Source organism: Xenorhabdus innexi (genome assembly GCF_002632485.1).
Classification (GTDB): domain Bacteria; phylum Pseudomonadota; class Gammaproteobacteria; order Enterobacterales; family Enterobacteriaceae; genus Xenorhabdus; species Xenorhabdus innexi.
Window position 1 is genome coordinate 21,395 of record NZ_NIBU01000026.1, and the last position, 18,071, is coordinate 39,465.

Annotated in this window: 11 protein-coding genes; 3 read left to right on the forward strand and 8 right to left on the reverse strand. The window is 39.7% G+C overall.

What is annotated here, in order from left to right; all coding sequences use genetic code 11:
• Window positions 1-14: 14 nt before the first annotated feature.
• Together Xinn_RS11585 and Xinn_RS11590 are read right to left on the reverse strand one after the other, a co-directional pair.
• On the reverse strand, window positions 15-3,269 hold the full coding sequence (locus tag Xinn_RS11585) for a non-ribosomal peptide synthetase (protein ID WP_086952978.1): 3,255 nt from the start codon (window positions 3,267-3,269) through the stop codon (window positions 15-17).
• A 598-nt stretch (window positions 3,270-3,867) separates the two neighbouring features.
• Window positions 3,868-5,505: a cyclic peptide export ABC transporter gene (locus Xinn_RS11590; RefSeq protein ID WP_099137656.1), complete on the reverse strand. Its 1,638-nt coding sequence runs from the start codon at window positions 5,503-5,505 to the stop codon at window positions 3,868-3,870.
• A 534-nt stretch (window positions 5,506-6,039) separates the two neighbouring features.
• On the opposite strand from Xinn_RS11590, the gene Xinn_RS22000 reads away from it, so the two are divergent.
• A complete protein-coding gene (locus tag Xinn_RS22000; protein WP_169923570.1) occupies window positions 6,040-6,213 on the forward strand; it encodes a hypothetical protein in 174 nt (57 codons plus the stop codon).
• Window positions 6,214-6,809: 596 nt separating this feature from the next.
• Entirely contained in the window at window positions 6,810-7,025 is a 216-nt protein-coding gene (locus Xinn_RS11595; protein ID WP_086952980.1) for a hypothetical protein, read from the forward strand.
• Window positions 7,026-7,099: 74 nt separating this feature from the next.
• Here the strand turns inward: Xinn_RS11595 and Xinn_RS11600 are convergent, their stop codons facing one another.
• The 4 genes from Xinn_RS11600 to pth form a co-directional block, all read right to left on the reverse strand.
• Window positions 7,100-9,208: a peptidase domain-containing ABC transporter gene (locus Xinn_RS11600; protein ID WP_086952981.1), complete on the reverse strand. Its 2,109-nt coding sequence runs from the start codon at window positions 9,206-9,208 to the stop codon at window positions 7,100-7,102.
• Complete coding sequence (locus Xinn_RS11605; protein WP_244590187.1) at window positions 9,201-10,499, reverse strand: HlyD family secretion protein; 1,299 nt, start codon at window positions 10,497-10,499, stop codon at window positions 9,201-9,203. The genes Xinn_RS11600 and Xinn_RS11605 overlap by 8 nt, the downstream gene beginning before the upstream one ends.
• 412 nt (window positions 10,500-10,911) lie before the next feature.
• On the reverse strand, window positions 10,912-12,003 hold the full coding sequence (ychF, locus tag Xinn_RS11610) for a redox-regulated ATPase YchF (RefSeq protein ID WP_086952982.1): 1,092 nt from the start codon (window positions 12,001-12,003) through the stop codon (window positions 10,912-10,914).
• Between the two features lie 144 nt (window positions 12,004-12,147).
• Complete coding sequence (gene pth / locus Xinn_RS11615) at window positions 12,148-12,738, reverse strand: aminoacyl-tRNA hydrolase (protein WP_086952983.1); 591 nt, start codon at window positions 12,736-12,738, stop codon at window positions 12,148-12,150.
• A 261-nt stretch (window positions 12,739-12,999) separates the two neighbouring features.
• On the opposite strand from pth, the gene ychH reads away from it, so the two are divergent.
• The gene (gene ychH, locus Xinn_RS11620) at window positions 13,000-13,278 is read left to right on the forward strand and encodes a stress-induced protein YchH (protein WP_086952984.1); all 279 of its coding nucleotides are present in this window, start codon (window positions 13,000-13,002) and stop codon (window positions 13,276-13,278) included.
• 143 nt (window positions 13,279-13,421) lie between these two features.
• Here ychH and Xinn_RS11625 read toward each other — a convergent pair whose 3' ends face one another.
• Both Xinn_RS11625 and Xinn_RS11630 read right to left on the reverse strand, forming a co-directional pair.
• The gene (locus Xinn_RS11625; RefSeq protein WP_086952985.1) at window positions 13,422-15,365 is read right to left on the reverse strand and encodes an autotransporter outer membrane beta-barrel domain-containing protein; all 1,944 of its coding nucleotides are present in this window, start codon (window positions 15,363-15,365) and stop codon (window positions 13,422-13,424) included.
• A gap of 273 nt (window positions 15,366-15,638) precedes the next feature.
• Window positions 15,639-17,933: an autotransporter domain-containing protein gene (locus Xinn_RS11630; protein ID WP_222419560.1), complete on the reverse strand. Its 2,295-nt coding sequence runs from the start codon at window positions 17,931-17,933 to the stop codon at window positions 15,639-15,641.
• Between the last annotated feature and the right edge of the window lie 138 nt (window positions 17,934-18,071).

The following is an 18,071-nucleotide window of genomic DNA, read 5'->3' on the forward strand; positions in this document are numbered from 1 at the left end:
TTCTGGAGCCAGATTTATTCCATCGATTCATACAGACCCTGTAGGGATTGAGCATCGAATTGCATTAATTGAGCGTTGATAATGCACTCTTCAAGTTGACTGATAGAGGGATGTGCAAACAATTGTTGAATGGAAAGATCAACCTCAAAGACTTCATTAATTCTTGACTGGAGTTGCAGTACCAGCAGCGAGTGCCCGCCGAGTTCAAAGAAATTATCATGACGACCGACCCGATCTATTTTTAGTATCGTTTGCCAGATCTCTGCCAGCCGTTCTTCGTTTTCCCCTTGCGGAGCGGCATATTCCTGAGAGCTTACTGATGAATAGTCCGGAGCGGGCAGAGCACGGCGATCCAGTTTTCCGCTCAGTGTCAGCGGGAAAGCATCCAGCATGACAAATGCACTGGGGATCATGTAATCAGGCAGATGGCTGCTTAGTTGTGCCCGCAGTTCGGGGATTTTCAGGGTAACGCCTGATTCAGCGATGAGATAGGCAACCAGTCGCGTATCTGCCGCATCATATTCACGGGCGATCACCACAACCTGCTGAACGCCGTGACACTGAGCCAGCCGTGTTTCAATTTCTTCCAGTTCAATGCGGTTTCCCCGTATCTTGACCTGAAAATCATTGCGTCCCAGATACTCAATACTGCCATCGGGTAGCCAGCGTCCTAAATCCCCTGTTTTATACATTCGGGCATCCGGGCGAGTGCTGAACGGGTTCTGAACAAAACGCTCGGCTGTCAGTTCAGGCCGATTCAGGTAGCCACGGGCAACACCAATCCCGCCGATATGGATTTCACCGGTAACACCAACAGGAACAGGCTGTCCATATTGATCCAGAATATACATTTGGGTATTGGCGATGGGATGACCAATCGGCACTAAATCGGTATATCTGTCTGAGCCACAATGCCAGAATGTCACATCAATGGCGGCTTCTGTCGGGCCATATAAGTTATGCAGCTCACAGTGAGGAAAATGAGACAGGCACTGTTGTTGCAGGGAATAGGGTAATGCCTCCCCGCTGCATAACACCTGACGCAGAGAAGGGCAGCGCCCTGCCGGAGTGAGATGAATGAAACTTTGCAGCATTGACGGAACAAAATGGAGAGTGGTAATACCGCGGGATTCAATTTCTTCCAACAGATAGAGCGGATCTTTATGGCCGCCGGGACGCGCCATAACCAGTTGGGCACCGGAAAGTAAAGGCAGAAAAAACTCCCAGACGGAAACATCGAAACTGAAGGGTGTTTTCTGTAACACGAGATCATGTGGATTTAGCTGATATTCGTCTTTCGCCCAGAGCAAACGATTAACTACTCCACGATGCTCATTCATTACCCCTTTAGGTAAACCGGTTGAACCTGAAGTATAGAGAACATAAGCCAGATGACGTGATGTCAGCCCTAACTCAGCGCTGGAAAGATTATCCTCCGGTTGTTCGGCCATCGTTGCCTGAAAATCGGCGTTTTCCCATATCCATAACGGAATAGCGGTAGTGGGTAAGTGAGTCTGAAGCCCGTGATGGCTCAGGATAAATACCGGTTCACTGTCAGTCACAATATGTTGAAGACGGTCGGCAGGATATTCCGGATCAAGCGGAACGTAAGCGGCGCCGGATTTTAATATACCCAGCAGCGTGATCACCATTTCCGGACTGCGTTCCATACAGACACCGATACGATTATCGGCCTGCACTCCGGCTGCAATTAAAGCATGTGCGAGTTGATTGGCCCGGCGGTTTAATTCATCGTAAGTCAGACGGCTTTCACCACAAACCAGCGCCGTTGCTGCCGGTGTATGATTAACCTGTTGCTCAATTAACTGATGAAGAAGAACATTCTGCGGATAGGCAATGTCAGTTGCATTAAAATCATAAAGGATTTGCTGAATCTGACGTTCATTCATTAAGGGTAAATGGTCAATAACCTGCTGGTCATTATCTGCTATGGCTGCCAATAGGGTAAAAAAATTGTCCATCATTTGCCTGATGAACTCGGTATCGAACAGTTTTGTATCGTAATGAAAACCACAATTAATCTGCTGGTCGACTTCGATGAAATTAACCATTAGTGGAACGGGCATCTCCGCATAATAAGGGTATGGGAAAGAGCGTAGTTCTGCGCCTCCCCAGTTCACCGTCGTTGTACCAGTCAGATCCATCCATAATGATGACAGGTTGCTCACATATCTGGGTTGCTGGAAGGTCATGATTGTCTGAAAAACGGGATGAGTATCAGCATTACGCTGTAATTTCATCTGTTCCAGAACTTTCGAAAACGGGTACTTCTGGTGTTCAATCGCCTGACGAATGGTTTTTGCGGTCTGTAAGATTTGCTGCTGTGCCGTCATTTCACCATGAATCTGACTGCGTAAAGCCACCGGATTGACAAATTCACCGACAACTTTACCCCAGAGTGCCCGACCTCGACCCGGCATAATAGAGCCGATAAGAATATCATTCTGACCAGTATAGCGATGTAGCAGGATCTGATAGGTCGCCAGCAAAATAGCAAACAGACTATGATGATATTTTGCCGCCAGCGCATTCAGCTTTGTTGCTAATATGTCGGGGAGCTTGTGGGTAATTGTTATTTTATCTGTTGTAAAAGAGGACTTATTAATCCCTGATTTATTGCTGACGGGTAATTGTAATTCTGTTAAATGGCCATTCAGATTATTGAGCCAGAATTGTTGCGGCTTTTTGGCTTTTTCACTGCTAAGCCACTGTTGTTGCCAGATAACATAATCCTGATAACTGTATTCCGGGGCGGGCGGTAATTCCTGCCCGGTCAGGAGCATGCCGAGTTCTTCCAATAATATCCAATAAGACCAGCCATCGACGACAATATGGTCAAAAGTTAATACCATGACACATTCCTGATCATGGTATTGATACCAAGTAACATGAACACGCAACGGATTTTCGAGATCGAAGGGATACCAGCAATCATTACGGACTCGTTGTTGAAGCGTTTCTTCATCCAGATCCCGGGCATCGTGCTTTTTGATTGTAACGGTCGCACTTTCTGCTATTTGATACCCCAGTTTACCGCCATATTGACCAAAACCAGCCCGTAACATAGGGTGGCGTTTTATCAGGTGATTGAGTGCATCCTCTAATTTTTCAGCAGTTAAACCCTTAACTCTGGCACAAAATGCACTATTATTTTGCCCCCTCTGGGCCGGATTCATTTGATATTGAAACCAACGGCTGCTTTGTGCTTCAGATAAAGCAAATGGTTTCAATGTTTCAGGATGATTCATTTTATAGCTCCCCTTTTATGGGCATATGGAAAAACAAAATTTTCAGAACTGATAAAACAAAAAAAAGTTGCACAGAATTTAAAACCAAGAATATTGGTCAAATAAATTTCAGAGGAATATATTTTCTAATAATGAAATTAATGCGGCGAAAGTATTATGTGATAAAAAAAGTAACAACTGTAATATGAATGGAGTTTTATAGGGGCGTTATAGATTAATTTCATCTTTATATAAGCTGTTTATTGTCTTTATTATTGGGTTTAAGGTAATGGATTATATATTAAATAAAGCTATTTTACAGGGTGATGTTATCCATCTTGCCTATCTAATTTTATTAGATACCCTTTGTCTTTCAGTATTAATGCCATTAATACTTCTATTAAATAGTGTTTCAAAATGATAGGAGTTATCTTCATCCTGTATATCGTGCAGGATAAGGGGTTACCATTTGAAAATGTCTCTCGCTATTATTAAAAACCATGTAAAGATTAATTTAAATAATAATACATGGCTAAAAAAAGAGCCTGTAGTAATGAGGCTCTTAAAATGGGCGAGGATATATTTATTATAAATGCGTTGTCTTTGCTCCAGATCATTTTTAGCTAGGATGATGATTACTGCTTTTTATCTCCTTAATTTGCCCATCTTCCAACTTAATAACACGTTCTGCAATATCAAAATATGCATCATCATGGCTAATTACAATAACAGTCTTGCCACGAGATTTTAGTTCAGGTAGTAACTCGGTATAAAAGATCCTTTTAAATACAGGGTCTTGATCCGCAGCCCATTCATCAAATAGATAAATAGGACGGTCTTCCAGATAAGCGGCGACTAAGGCTAATCGTTTTCTTTGGCCTGCTGAAAGCTCAGTGGTTGAGAATTGGCCGTCAATGACTTTGACTTTGTGACTCATGTTTAAAGCTTCAATATAGTGGGTTGCCTTTTCAGTAATATTTGTTCCCGTATTTAATAGTTGATCGAACAGATGATAATTGGAAAAAACGGCTGAAAAATGCTGGCGATAATGTTCATTATTTGTTTCATCCATTTTTATTCCATTCAGGAAGATAGAGCCGGACTCCTGTTCGAACAGACCGACTAATAGCATGGCAAGTGTTGTTTTTCCACTTCCGTTACCCCCGACAATAAACACTATTTCACCCTGAGAAATAGCCATACTCATCGGCCCCAGTTTAAATTCCCTGTCTTCTTTGTCAGTGGTGTAATGGTGAACAACATCTTTTAACTCAAGTAATAAGGGTTTTTCGGTTACAAATGGATTCGGGGTATTAGCTTGCTGTATATACAGAGACTCTTCTAACTGATTATCTAATCGTTTCATTTTTTGTAATGAGATTTCTGCCTGTCTCAATTCAGGGATTGCACCGATAACTTCAGTGATAGGGCCGGACAAAAATAGAACAATCAAAGTGACGGTCATTAAAGTTGCAGAGTCTTGTGGTAACCAAAGAGGAACCACAAAAATCATCAGACCGATAACGATATAGAAAACTACAGAACCGGCATTCAGAACCCAGGCATAGGAATTATTAGATTTGATACAGATTTCTTTAAATTTTTTTGCAGCAGGAGAAATGACGTTGTCAATAAACGCATTACCTTTCTGACTGTTGAGTTTCAGTTCTTTACTGCCATCAATGAGTTGTTGAAAATTAAGATATATTCTATCTACCTGTTCACGCATTTCTTCCATCAGGCGTATCGGACGTTTTTCTAAAAAATAGAAGAGGTATGCTGTTATCAGACAGACAACGGCCAGAATCATAAATAATTGCCAGGAAATCCAGGCTAAATAACTAAAACAGGCAATAATGAGTGTAATGTTACCAAACACAGTCGGGGCTAACATAAAAGAGTGAATAAACACATCGACGTCTTTAGTCAATACGGCCAGCAGGCCATGTTTACCGAGATGATTCAGTTTCTTAAAAGGTGCCCGTAAGATTTTGTTACTCAGACTTAGGCGCAGGGAGTAAATGGTTGCCTGAGTTAAATGTGATAACAAGATTTCTGATAATGTTTTAGTAATAAAAAAAATAATACAGATGCCAAAAAAGCTCCATATAAATGAAAAAAGATTAATTGAGCCGGTAATTCCCTGGCTAATCATACCGACTACTGAAGCACCAGAAAACCCACTGATTAATGCAAGTAATGTTGATAAAAACAGCAATACCCAGGATTGACGATAGAGATAAGCGATTAGAGTCATAAAAATAAACCATTATAGGAAATTATGGGTAATATAGAAAAATATACACCAGCTAATGAGATTCACAATGGTTATTTTTTTCTGGTTAAAATTCAAGGAAGATTTATAAATGAAAATATGAATAAAGTTAAACCGTGATAAGAATCACAATTCATTGATGATAGATTTTCCTTAATTATTAGAGGAGGTCTTTTTCCTTAATATAAAGATGTTTTTATGATAATGGAAGTGTGTTATTTTTTGTTAGTTAGCGCGTAGTTAAGTAGTAATGCTATGTTAAACATCATTATCTGCGTTTTATGATGTTAATATTGAGAGAATACCCCAGAGGAAACAGGTGGTAATTACTAGCGTCATAATAAAACCAATGGAAGTCTGTTTAATAAAAATTAACACTTGATGGTTTATTTTAATATTGTAACAAAGACAGGGTAATGACTCAGAACATTAATTTTCCATTCTGATTTATGCTCTTGGTAATAGTAATGGGTGGTATTTTAAAAATCACTGATTGTAATCATTACGAGGTTGAATATGAAAGAGTTAGCAGGAAAAGAGTTAGAGCAGGTTTCTGGGGCTGGTTTGAAAATGCCAATACCGGTTAAATTTGACACAATAAGAGATGCCTTAAAAAACGCGATGAAAAACACAGCAGATCATTTTATTGATGATATATTAAACATCATTAATCAAAAGGAAGTGAGATAACGGTCGTCATTCCTGTATTTTCACAACAAGTATAATTTATATAAGAACTAGTCGTTCTATTTTTAGGATGACTGGTTTTTTATTGGGTATCAAAACACACAACCTCTGAAAAAGATGATTACTCATGTGTTTGAGATGGAATAATTCTATTTTTTTTGTACTGTCTTGTTAAGTTCACTGAGTATAGATTTCGTTTATTTTTATATTTAAATTAAATTAGCTAATGTTTTAATGGTTAAATATCACAAAAAAATAGTTAAAAAAATATTTTATTAATATTTATAGGCGAGTAATTATCAGAAATAAATAATAATTTTTAAATGTCTTTAATAATATAATGTTTTTGGTTTTTTATTATTTAATTTTATGAGTAAATCATGGGTTGAACTCATTCATAAAGAGAATGTCGTAATGATCTGTATTATAGTAATAAGGGTTTTGTCTCGTTTAATAAAAGTTAATAAATAGTGTTATATTGTAATGGTGTAGAAAAAATGAATCCATGAGTCAGAGTATTAATTCTCTACTATGGTTTTTTGCCACTAATAGTCTTTTGACAATTGCAATAAATACCCTAATTGATAATGAGGTAATATATGAAAGAATTAAATCAACAAGAAATGGAACTGGTTGCTGGTGCTGGCTGGAAAGAGGGCGTTAAAGTAGGCGTTGATGTTATTGAAAAAGCAGGTGAAATTGTAGTTGATATTCTGGAGGGATTCGGCATTATTTCTCATAAGACTGGCCAAGCTATTAAGGGCGGTTTAAAATATGGTGAGGATGCAGTAGACAAGGTTATTGATGCATTTTGATTTTTAGCTAAAATTTTACTTAAAAAGCCAGCTATTCTACCAAAAGAGTAGCTGGCTTTTTTCTAACTGTTCTATCAGGACGTTTCAGAGATAGAAATAACCCGTTCGGCAGATTGGATCGTTGAGGTTCTGTGTGCAATGATAATTCTGGTAATATTTAATGAAGAGATTGATTCATTAATATATGATTCGTTATTTAAATCCAGATGGCTGGTTGCTTCATCCATAAACAGAATACTTGGGCGGCGGTAAAGTGCTCTTGCGATTAATAACCTTTGTATTTGCCCTCCTGATAATCCATTGCCTAACTCACCAATAAGTGTTTCATATCCCATTGGCATCAATAAAATATCGTCATGAATACTGGCGCGTTTAGCACATTCCTGAATGAAATTTATATCAGGTGAGTGAATGAAGCCGGATATATTTTCTGCGATAGAGCCGGAAAGTAATTTATCATCCTGCAAAACACAGGCAATACATTTCCGGTAGTTGTTTAAACCAATGATATTAATATCAATCCCATTCATCAGAATTGTACCTTTATCCGGTTCTAATAAACCGCTCATGAGTTTCATTAATGTTGTTTTCCCGGCTCCTGACGGACCAACAATTGCGACACTTTCACCTGCATTAACATTAAGACTAAAGCCAGAAATAATAGGTTTTGATAAACTATCATATTGGTAATACAAATCATGGACCGTTAAGCTAACTGGTTTCCCTGAAAAGCCGATGTCCCGATCGGGTACTTCTTTTTCTGTTTCAGTAAGAACAATATCGGCGATTCTTTCATTATGTAAATTTAACATGCGTAATTTAATGGCCATATCGATTAAATTACCTGCTCTGTCAGCAAATTGCCCACGGTATGAGTTAAATGCCACAAACATTCCCAGAGTCATATGATTATCTATAACTAATGATGCGCCTAACCACAAAATGATAATTTGCTCACTCGTGGAAATAAAAACATTAATAATATTAAAAATCGCCCCTATCTTATTGAGTCTGGTATTTGAATTAAGTGTATCAATATTCAGATTTAACCAGGATTTTGCCCGGCTATCACATAATCCCAACGCTTTTAATGTATTAATGCTATAGAGAGTTTCCATAAAATGGGAGTTAGCTCTGGCATCTTTAACTATCTGTTCTTCAGAAAGTTGCCTGTAATATTGATAAGTCAGAAACCTGATAATGATATAAATGACAGTAAATGCTAATACAACCCAAACCAGCCAGTCACCATAAAGTAGCATCATAATAAAAACACTAATCAGCATAATAGTGTCAATAATACTGTTGATAATATTTTGTGTGAAGGTTGTCCGTATAACATTGAGCGAACTAAAACGAGACTGGATATCACCTAATTTACGTTTTTCAAAGTATGCTAAAGGTAATTTCATTAAATGATCGAATACACCGGATTTCCATTGTACATCCACAAATGCTTCCATAGTAATGGATGTCCAGCTACGCAATGTGGATACACTGACTCTGAATAAGATGAAAAAGAGTAAACCACAGCAAATAATCGTCAGAAGACTATGATCCTGAGCAATGATGACATGATCCATTATTAATTGTGTTCCGACCGGCAAGAGAATATTAATTGCTTCTATAACCAGAGATAAGAAAAATATCTTAATTAGTGTAGATTTAATACCCTGAATATTGTTCAGCAGGGAGATGATACGTAATTTGTTCTGTTTTTTTAGGGGCACAAATTCACTGCTTGGCCATACTTCTAATGCAATACCTGTAAAGTGTTTGGATACTTCCGCAGGAGCCATTATACGTTGCCCGAATGCCGGGTCATGAATCGTGATTTTGTTTTTTTTTACATTCACCAGAACAACAAAATGATTCATGTCCCAATGTAAAATACAGGGGGTTTTTAATGCCTGAAGCTCATGAAGATCCAACGCTACAGCTCTGGTTTTGAATTTAAGGGTATTAGCAATGTTGATCAGCGTAGTCAGTGTGACACCGCGAGTGGAAATGCCAAACTGGCTGCGGAGGCTGGATAAATCAATTTGCAGCCCATGATAATGAAATACCATTGCTAAACTGGCTAATCCACATTCTGCTGCTTCAGTCTGCAGAATTTTGGGAACTCTTCTTCTGAATCCTAGATTTAATCTTTCAGTGATAGTTTCAAAAGAGGTTTTATTCATTTTTGGGGCCTGTTAATGTTTTTTTCATGTCATAGAATGGAGAGAACATCCACTGATAAAGGGGTCTTTTTTCAAGGAAAAAGGTTGATTGTGCTTTCATTCCGTTAGAAAGATATAATTTTCTTCCGTTATAACTGAACTGTTCTTTTTTCAGGCTAATTAGAACCTTATAATATGATTCAGCCTTTTCTCCGGGTTTATTTTCTGGTGAGCTTCGGTAGTGAGACATTTCTTGCTGGGAGGCAGGGATATATGAGATGTTGTTAATGTCACCGGAAAATTGACCAAACTTTTCAAATGGAAAAGCGTCATAGCGTATATTAATACCATCACCTTTTTTGATATAAGGTAAGCTACTATTAGGCACCCACAGAATTAAATGATAAGTCGGTTTTACGTCATCCGGGCTGACCTGAACTAAATTATCATTTGTGACAACCATTTGACCCACTGTAAAGCTCAGTGATTCAATACGTCCATCAATAGGGGAGGTGATAAATACAGAGCCACTGACACCCATTTCAGTTAACTTCTGTTTTAAATCATCCCGCTGAATTCTATATTGTGAAATCTGTTTATCAAAATCAGCTTTTTGTAACTGAATATCACTATTCAGGCTAGTGATTTTTAATGAATCGCTGATGTATTGGCTATATAAATTTTGATATATATTTTGTTGCTGATAATAAGAGTAACCGTAGTTATTAAACTGATCTTTTGTAATAAGCCCCCGTTGCTGATAGGTTTTATAATTTTTCATATTGTCTTTTGCAAACTCAACGCCTTGTCGTGCATTTTCTACAATGATCCTGTCCTTTTCATGTGATAGCTCATATTGTTTTTTTTGTTCTTCAAGACTGGCTAAGGTAACGCTTTTATTATGTTCAAGATTTTCTATGATACTATTTATTTGAGTTAGCTGGTTTCTGAGGGAGTTTTGGGCATTGGTGCTGGTTTTACCGGATTCTGTTACTTGACTGATATCAACTTGATAGATTTTTTGACCTTTTTTGACTATATCGCCAACTTTAACAAAGGATTTTAAAATAAATCCTTGCTGGGCAGAAAAGATATTTATTGGATGAGGATTAGTGATGACTTCACCATAAACACTGATGCGTCTTGTGTAATTTCCAAAAGTAATAAAAAGAAATAAAATAGACAGAAAAACTATTGAAGTAATACAAATAACCCATGCCGGAACTTTTGCTATTAATAGTGCCTCTCCGGTCCAGCTGGATTTTTTATTATCTAAGGCTTCTTGCCTAAATAACTTATTCATAGCAGTCATTTATGGTTAATCTTCATATTTTATTTGGCGGAAACGTTCCTGAAAGTAACTGGAAATTGCCATTTATCAGGGAATGTCATTAGATTGATAGATTTAATACGATATTACTGTAATACAGTTAACCTGAATGCTACGTAAACCATTAATGAGGTTTACGAAAGCGCATAACGGGCCGATTTTGGCGGGGAAAGTTTGAGCGTGTACATCTTGGCGGGAAGTATTAATTATGATGAATTAAATTATTAATCCAATTAAGTTCGTCATAATTAATTGGGTACAGGAGACCTTTTTAAGTTAAGGCGACGTTGAATATGTTCACAATATCAACGCCGCCTTTATATTAAGACCCGTCAGATGCGGGTACTACAGGGAAGTCATTTTGTCCTGAAATCTGCCCTGAAAAGCAGGGGAGTTATACGTTAAACAGGAAATTCATAACATCGCCATCTTTAACGATATATTCTTTCCCTTCTGCACGCATTTTACCTGCTTCTTTTGCCCCTTGTTCACCTTTATAGGTGATGAAATCTTCAAATGAGATAGTCTGGGCGCGGATAAAGCCTTTTTCAAAATCAGTATGGATTTTACCAGCAGCCTGTGGTGCGGTCGCGCCTACCGGAATTGTCCATGCACGGACTTCTTTCACACCCGCTGTAAAATAGGTCTGCAGATTCAGCAGTTGGTATCCGGCACGGATAACGCGGTTCAGGCCCGGCTCTTCCAGACCCATTTCGGCCATGAACTCTTCACGATCTTCATCTTCCAGTTCTGCAATGTCAGCTTCAATTGCAGCACAAACAGGAACAACCACAGAGCCTTCCTGTTCGGCAATGGCCCGAACGGTATCAAGATGCGGGTTGTTTTCAAAACCATCTTCATTGACGTTAGCAATGTACATGGTTGGTTTTAAGGTCAGGAAGCTCAGGTAACGAATAGCGGCTTTTTCTTCCGCACTCAGATCTAAAGAACGCAGCATACCAGCCTGTTCAAGATGCGGAAGACATTTTTCCAGTGCAGCTAATTCAGTTTTGGCATCTTTATCGCCGCCTTTGGCTTTTTTCTGTATGCGCTGGATAGCACGCTCACAGGTTTCCAAATCTGACAAGGCCAGTTCGGTATTGATGACGTCAATATCAGCCGCAGGATCAACCTGACCGGAAACGTGAATGATATTGTCATTGTCGAAGCAGCGTACAACGTGACCAATCGCTTCTGTTTCACGGATGTTGGTCAGGAATTGGTTACCCAGCCCTTCGCCTTTTGAAGCGCCTTTTACCAGACCGGCAATATCTACAAACTCCATCGTGGTTGGCAGGATGCGCTGTGGTTTAACGATTTCAGCCAGCTGGTCGAGGCGCGGGTCCGGCATTGGAACAACACCGGTATTTGGCTCGATAGTGCAGAAAGGGAAGTTTGCTGCTTCGATACCTGCTTTGGTCAGCGCATTGAATAATGTAGATTTCCCAACGTTAGGCAGGCCAACGATACCGCATTTGAATCCCATAAATTTATCACCTTTGATTACTTATAAACCAACAGTAAATATGCCCTTTATCTGGCCTGAAAACCAGAAGGGATAGCCTGTTGGTGAGTTATATAAAATTGGCGCCATTATACACGCAATAGCACTACGTGCCATGTACTCCCGTCAGGCACTGGCTTTAAATGCGTGCAGGCGGTTAATGGCTTTGCTCATACCGTCTTTCATCAGAATATCCGTACAGCTTAATGCTTCTGAAATAGCATCATCAATCAGCTTTTGCTCACCGGCTGGAGGCTTGCCGAGAACAAATCCGACGACTTTGTTTTTATCACCCGGATGACCAATGCCAATTCTCAGGCGATGGAAATTAGGATTATTGCCGAATTTGTTCTGGATATCTTTCAATCCGTTATGCCCGCCATTGCTGCCGCCCAGTTTCATTTTTGCCACACCCGGCGGGAGATCAAGCTCATCATGTGCAACCAGTATTTCATCTGGCTGGATGCGGTAAAATCCGGCCAGAGCAAGAACAGATTTACCACTGAGGTTCATGAATGTCGTTGGCACCAGCAGGCGGACATCCTGCCCGTTCATATTAATGCGGGCGGTATAACCGAAAAATTTACTTTCTTCTTTTAAGGATTGGTTATGACGTTGCGCTAATAAATCGACAAACCATGCTCCTGCATTATGCCGGGTCTGTGCATATTCAGCCCCAGGATTTGCCAGACCAACGATTAATTTTATGTTACTCACAGTTCGGTTTCGCTTATTGGCATTAAGGTATTAAAAAAAGAGGCTTAGTTTACCTGCCTCAGGGCTTGAGTACAAAATTGATTATGCTATTAGATATTAGGATGTCAGGTATGAAAAATAAGTTAAAATTTGTACAGCTTGTGATCGCTGGCGCAATAACCTTTTCAATACTATGGCTATAATATAAGAAGGCATCCGCTTTCGTGCTTTTGAGTTCGTTTGTAAACAAATTACGTTCACAAAAAGTATTGGAGGTTGGTTATGGGGCGTAAAAAAGCGTTTATTCTGGGCAATATTTTTATGGGATTAGGTATGGCAGGAATGCTGATTAGTTTAGCCTATGTCTTGTTCAGTCATATTTTCAGTATCAATGAATCTGAATTTTTAGCGGGGGTTGCACTGATTGGGTTATTTATCGGTGCACTAATCTGGCTGGGTGGCGCTAGTATCGGAGGACGGGAGCAAATTACGGATAAGTATTGGTGGTTGAAGAATCATGATGAGCGCTATCGTCGTAAAAAACAGCATAAGCATTCTTAATGCCATTAAAATATTTTATGTTTTGGTATTACACCACTGTCATCACACTCAATATAAAACAGGCATCTCGTTTTGGGTTAGTCAATGGGTTTAATGATTTCAAGTTGCAGCGTTACCTGCTGCAACTTGAAAGGTAATAAACCTTAGAATATGGCATTAATTCCCAGACTGAAATTATAATCAGGTTCCTGAGCGCTGCCCTCATTACGGGTTACGGCAATAAAACTATGTAAGTTATTGACCAGACCCATGTTCATTCCCAGAGTATATTGCCGCCAGTCTTTGCTCCGTTTACCACTTTCCACGACAAAAGAAGTTTTGGTGGAATTAATGGCACTGCGTATTTTAGTGCGGAGATCCCCGAACTGGTGATTAAACTGAATCGCAGCATAGGGATTAAAACGGCCTAACTGTGTATCTACACGCCAGCCCAGAGTACCGACTTTAGATGTGTATTTCTGACCAGAAAAGTGCATGGATGTGCTGTTATTTTCGTGCTCACGGTAACCGTTAATATCACCTTTATCCCAGATAAACTGAACAATCGGGCTGGTGGTAACGACTTCGGTAACAGGAATATTCCAGTTGGCGGTAATGCGGACACCCCATTGTTTACCTTTTGTTGATCCGACTTCTTTGCGGAGAGCTTTACCAAGTTTGATATTGCGGATCAGGCTATCGTAAGTGATATGTGAATAATGGAGGTCCCCACTCAGCCACGCATTATCATAGATATTCCACAATCCGTAAGCGGTGACAATATGCCCCAGCCCTTCATAAGTGTAACTGGACGCGAGGGTTCGTTCGTCATTGTAGTGAGAATAGACAGCACCCAGTAACAGATTATCTGTTAGCTGGTAATCACTACCCAGTGTGAAAACGTGATTGCCACTGTTTGTATAACTGCCAAATACACCGGTTTTCCCCTGCGTATTACCTGCATCGCGGAGCTGCTGCAAGTGGCCATCAAGGGATGAGCGGACACCTTTGACCGGGAGCTGGTTGACACTTGTCAGTGATGCCACAAGGAATGGCGCAGTGTAGATCGAGGTAATATATTCAGCTGCAATGTAGTGAACATAGGGGGTGGGATGAAAACCATCAGAGAATAAGAATTCTTTGTCTTTATTAAAATCTTTATCTTTTGAAGAACATTTATCAGCGCTCACTCCCTGAGGACAGGCATAACCTAATGTATTCTGAATACCGTAAGCGTAAGGGTTTGCCATGACTTCGTGCAGCAGGGCGTTAATATCGGCACGCAGAATATTGCCATGGCTTTGGCTGATTTTATCATCGACCTGCTGGTTATAACTATCAGTGAACTCTGTGGCGGAGTCACGATACTTGTTATAGATATTTTTTAGGATATTTGCAGGTACTCCGGCCTGTTTGGCTAATGCTTCAATAAGTTTATCGATTGCTATCTCACGGGCTTCACCGCTGGGAATGTTATATTTGTTAATTTCCTGACGGATCTTCACCAATATTTTTTTAATTTTATCTGCTGGTACACCCTCAGCTGTTAAACCCTGCGTTATCAATTCTTCCATTAATTTTGGCGTCGTTCCCACGTCAGGAACGGTTGGTGCAATGATTAGTCCGGCACCGGCTTTAACCAGTTTATTGATTTGCTCTGAAGTAGCAGCAGCACTGGTATTAACAATCTGATGTGCTTTATCTGGGTTTTCCTGAATGGCCTGTAAAGCTGCAGTGATATCATTTCCACCGACCCAGTGAATATAGATACCATTTGGATCGGCTTTTCCACCATGCTGTTTAAGGTAGTTATCCAGTTGCTCCTGTGTTGTATAGGGATGATCTGGCAGTGGTAGCGCTGTTGCACCTCCTTCTGCATAGTTAGTTCCATTCTTATTAGAAGGAGTTAAATCTTTACCGGTAATGTAGCGGCTCACATATTCATCATACAGTGCACTGTTTGCACCATCGGTTGTATAACGTCCGTTATTCCCGCTGTCACTCAGGCTGTCACCGAAAACATAGGAATTGTCATAAGCATAGGAAGGTGTGATGAAACTGGTTAAGAGTAGGGTGGTAGTTGATATTCCGAAAAGTGCTTTTTTCATTGGAGTTCTCCAGAGAGTGTAGCCATTGCTTTCCTCTCAGCTCTTATTCCTCAATATTCTTGGATTAAGAGTTGATTACTTATATTCCCTGATAATTTCAATATGATATTACTTGTGGCTACTTATACGAAAAATCAACGTGATGTGGATGTATGTATATATAGAGTGAATAGTGAAAAAATAGGGTGGGAGAATAAAAGTGCAAGGGAGAATTTATTTTCCCTTGCATGTTATGTGATTGTTATTTCAGATATGTTTTTTCATAGCATACAATCAGAAGCGGGCATTGATACCCAGACTGAAATTGTAATTTGGATCTTGTGAACTGCCTTCATTGCGGGTAACAGAAGCGAAACCGTGTATATTGCCGAACAAATTGGCATTTGCACCTATTGTATATTCCCGCCAGTCTTTGTTCTGTTTGCTGCTATCCATAACAAACGATGCTTTGGTTGAGTTAAGGGCACTGCGCATTTTGTACTGGGTATCGCCGAACTGATGATGAAATTGCACGGAAGCATAAGGGTTAACACGACCCAATTGAGTATCTACCCGCCAGCCCAGTGTGCCGATTTTAGAGGTGTAGCTTTGATCACTAAAATGCATGGCGGAACTGTTATCGCCGGATTCACGATAACCTTTCACATCACCTTTATCCCAGCTGAACTGTACAATCGGGCTGGTGGTTACCATATCGATGACAGGAATATCCCAGTTGGCAGTAATACGGGCACCCCATTGTTTACCGGTGGTTGAGCCGATTTCTTTGCGGGTTGCTTTTCCCAGTTGAATGCTACGAATCAGGCTGTCGTAATTGGTTCGGGCGTAGTGAATATCACCGCTCAGCCACGCATTATCAAATACATTCCATAACGCATAACCGGCTGCCACATGCCCATTTCCTTCGTAGGTAAAATCAGAAACAGGGGAGCGATCAAATTTATTATTGGAGTACAGCGCTCCCAGTAAAAAGCCTTCCGCTAATTGGTAATCACCACCTAAGTTAAAGGAATCCTGACGGTTATTGGTATAGCCACCGAAGACACCAAATTTACCCTGTTCATTACCATTGCTGCGCAGTTGTTGCAGGTGACCATCAAGGGAAGCTCGAGTGCCTTTCACCGGAACACGGTTGACCTGATTCAGGGTCATGACTTGTGATGGAGCGATATAGATAGACTCGATATATTGGCTGATTAATTCTTGTGCTAGTGTTGAAGCATGAAAATTATCACTGAATATAAATTGTTTACTGCGATCAAAACTTTCTTGTCCAATGTTACATTTATCAGCACCAATACTGAAACCACAGCCATAACCAAGATTATTATCAAAACCATAACTCAGAGGATTAGCGATAACTTCATGTAACAGGCCGTAGATATCTGCCCGCAGGATATTACCATTACTTTGGTTAATGATATTCTCTACCTGATTGTTATATTCTTCAGTGTATTTTGTCGCAATAGCGCTGGCTTTGGCATACCCTTCTGCCAGTTTTTCTCCCATTTCTTTGGGGCTGATTCCATATTCTGTCGCCATTGTTTGCATTATTTCTTCAGCTATTTGCTTAACTATTTCGTCAGCTTTTTCTTTAGGCAGGTCTTTTATCCGGTTTTTAACTTGGTTTTCAGCCTCTTTTAGGATCATGCTTTCAGCTTCTTTTCTGACTCCATCAAAGACACTTTTAAGAGCCAGCTCACGACCTTCACCACTAGGAATAATCGCCTTGTTAATGTCAGTATGAATTTTATGTAATATTCCTTTTATAGCCGTATCAATTGCATCATTAATGTGCTGTTTGATCTGATCCGGCGCTACTCCTTGTTCCATGAATTCTTTTGTTAATTTCGGTGCTGAGATAGCGGTTAATGCTGGTTTTATTCCTTCCCTTAAAATTTCTTCTAATAATCTGGGGGTTGTTCCCAGATCAGGTACGTTTGGAGCGATAACCAACCCAGCTCCGTTATCGGCTATATATCTGATTTGATTTCCGGCGGCTTCTGCACTTTCTTTAAGAATAAGTTCGGGGTTTCTGTAAATTGAAACTTTAGGGATATTCTGATTTCCGATAGTTTCGGCATTTCTCTTACGAGTGATTTCAGGACTTCGGAAAGGTGAAATTTGAGAGGTTTTCTGTATTTTTAAGGCATTATATAAGGCAAATTTAATATCATTGCCACCTATCCAATGGACATAAATTTTGTTTGGGCTGAACCTGTGGTTATGTTGAGCAAGATAGGCTTCTAATTGTTCTTGTGTAGTCGATTCGTTTGGATTTTTATGTCCTGATCCTTCAGTGAACATTTTTATAGGAATGGCAGTTGCTCCGCCTTTTGGAACATTGATACAGTCACGTTTTGGATTATTTGGGTCATGATCTTTTGACTCTTTACCTGTGAGTTTTTTGGCAACATCATATTTATATGACGAATTCTTCTCCGTTGTGAATTCTTCATCACTTAAACTATCTCCAAAAACACAGAAGTCATTATAAGACAGAGCATTAGCAACGGTGCTGATTGAAAGTGCTAACAGAGCAGGTGCAAATAAAAAAGCCTTTTTCACTGGCATTCTCCATAAACAGTTTTTGTTATTTATCAACACCCCGATTTTTTAATAGCGAAGTCTGAGCAGCGCCTTTTCATAAGGTTTGAGATGCTGACAGGTTAAATGTTTTGTGACTACGATCAAATTGTTAACCTA

Bases quoted from the DNA above. Each gene is read 5' to 3' on its own strand.
- Xinn_RS11600 (WP_086952981.1), bottom strand. From the start codon at position 9,208: ATGAATAAAACCTCTTTTGAAACTATCACTGAAAGATTAAATCTAGGA.
- Xinn_RS11585 (WP_086952978.1), bottom strand. From the start codon at position 3,269: ATGAATCATCCTGAAACATTGAAACCATTTGCTTTATCTGAAGCACAA.
- Xinn_RS11595 (WP_086952980.1), top strand. From the start codon at position 6,810: ATGAAAGAATTAAATCAACAAGAAATGGAACTGGTTGCTGGTGCTGGC.
- ychH (WP_086952984.1), top strand. From the start codon at position 13,000: ATGGGGCGTAAAAAAGCGTTTATTCTGGGCAATATTTTTATGGGATTA.
- Xinn_RS11605 (WP_244590187.1), bottom strand. From the start codon at position 10,499: ATGACTGCTATGAATAAGTTATTTAGGCAAGAAGCCTTAGATAATAAA.
- Xinn_RS11625 (WP_086952985.1), bottom strand. From the start codon at position 15,365: ATGAAAAAAGCACTTTTCGGAATATCAACTACCACCCTACTCTTAACC.
- ychF (WP_086952982.1), bottom strand. From the start codon at position 12,003: ATGGGATTCAAATGCGGTATCGTTGGCCTGCCTAACGTTGGGAAATCT.
- Xinn_RS11590 (WP_099137656.1), bottom strand. From the start codon at position 5,505: ATGACTCTAATCGCTTATCTCTATCGTCAATCCTGGGTATTGCTGTTT.
- Xinn_RS22000 (WP_169923570.1), top strand. From the start codon at position 6,040: ATGAAAGAGTTAGCAGGAAAAGAGTTAGAGCAGGTTTCTGGGGCTGGT.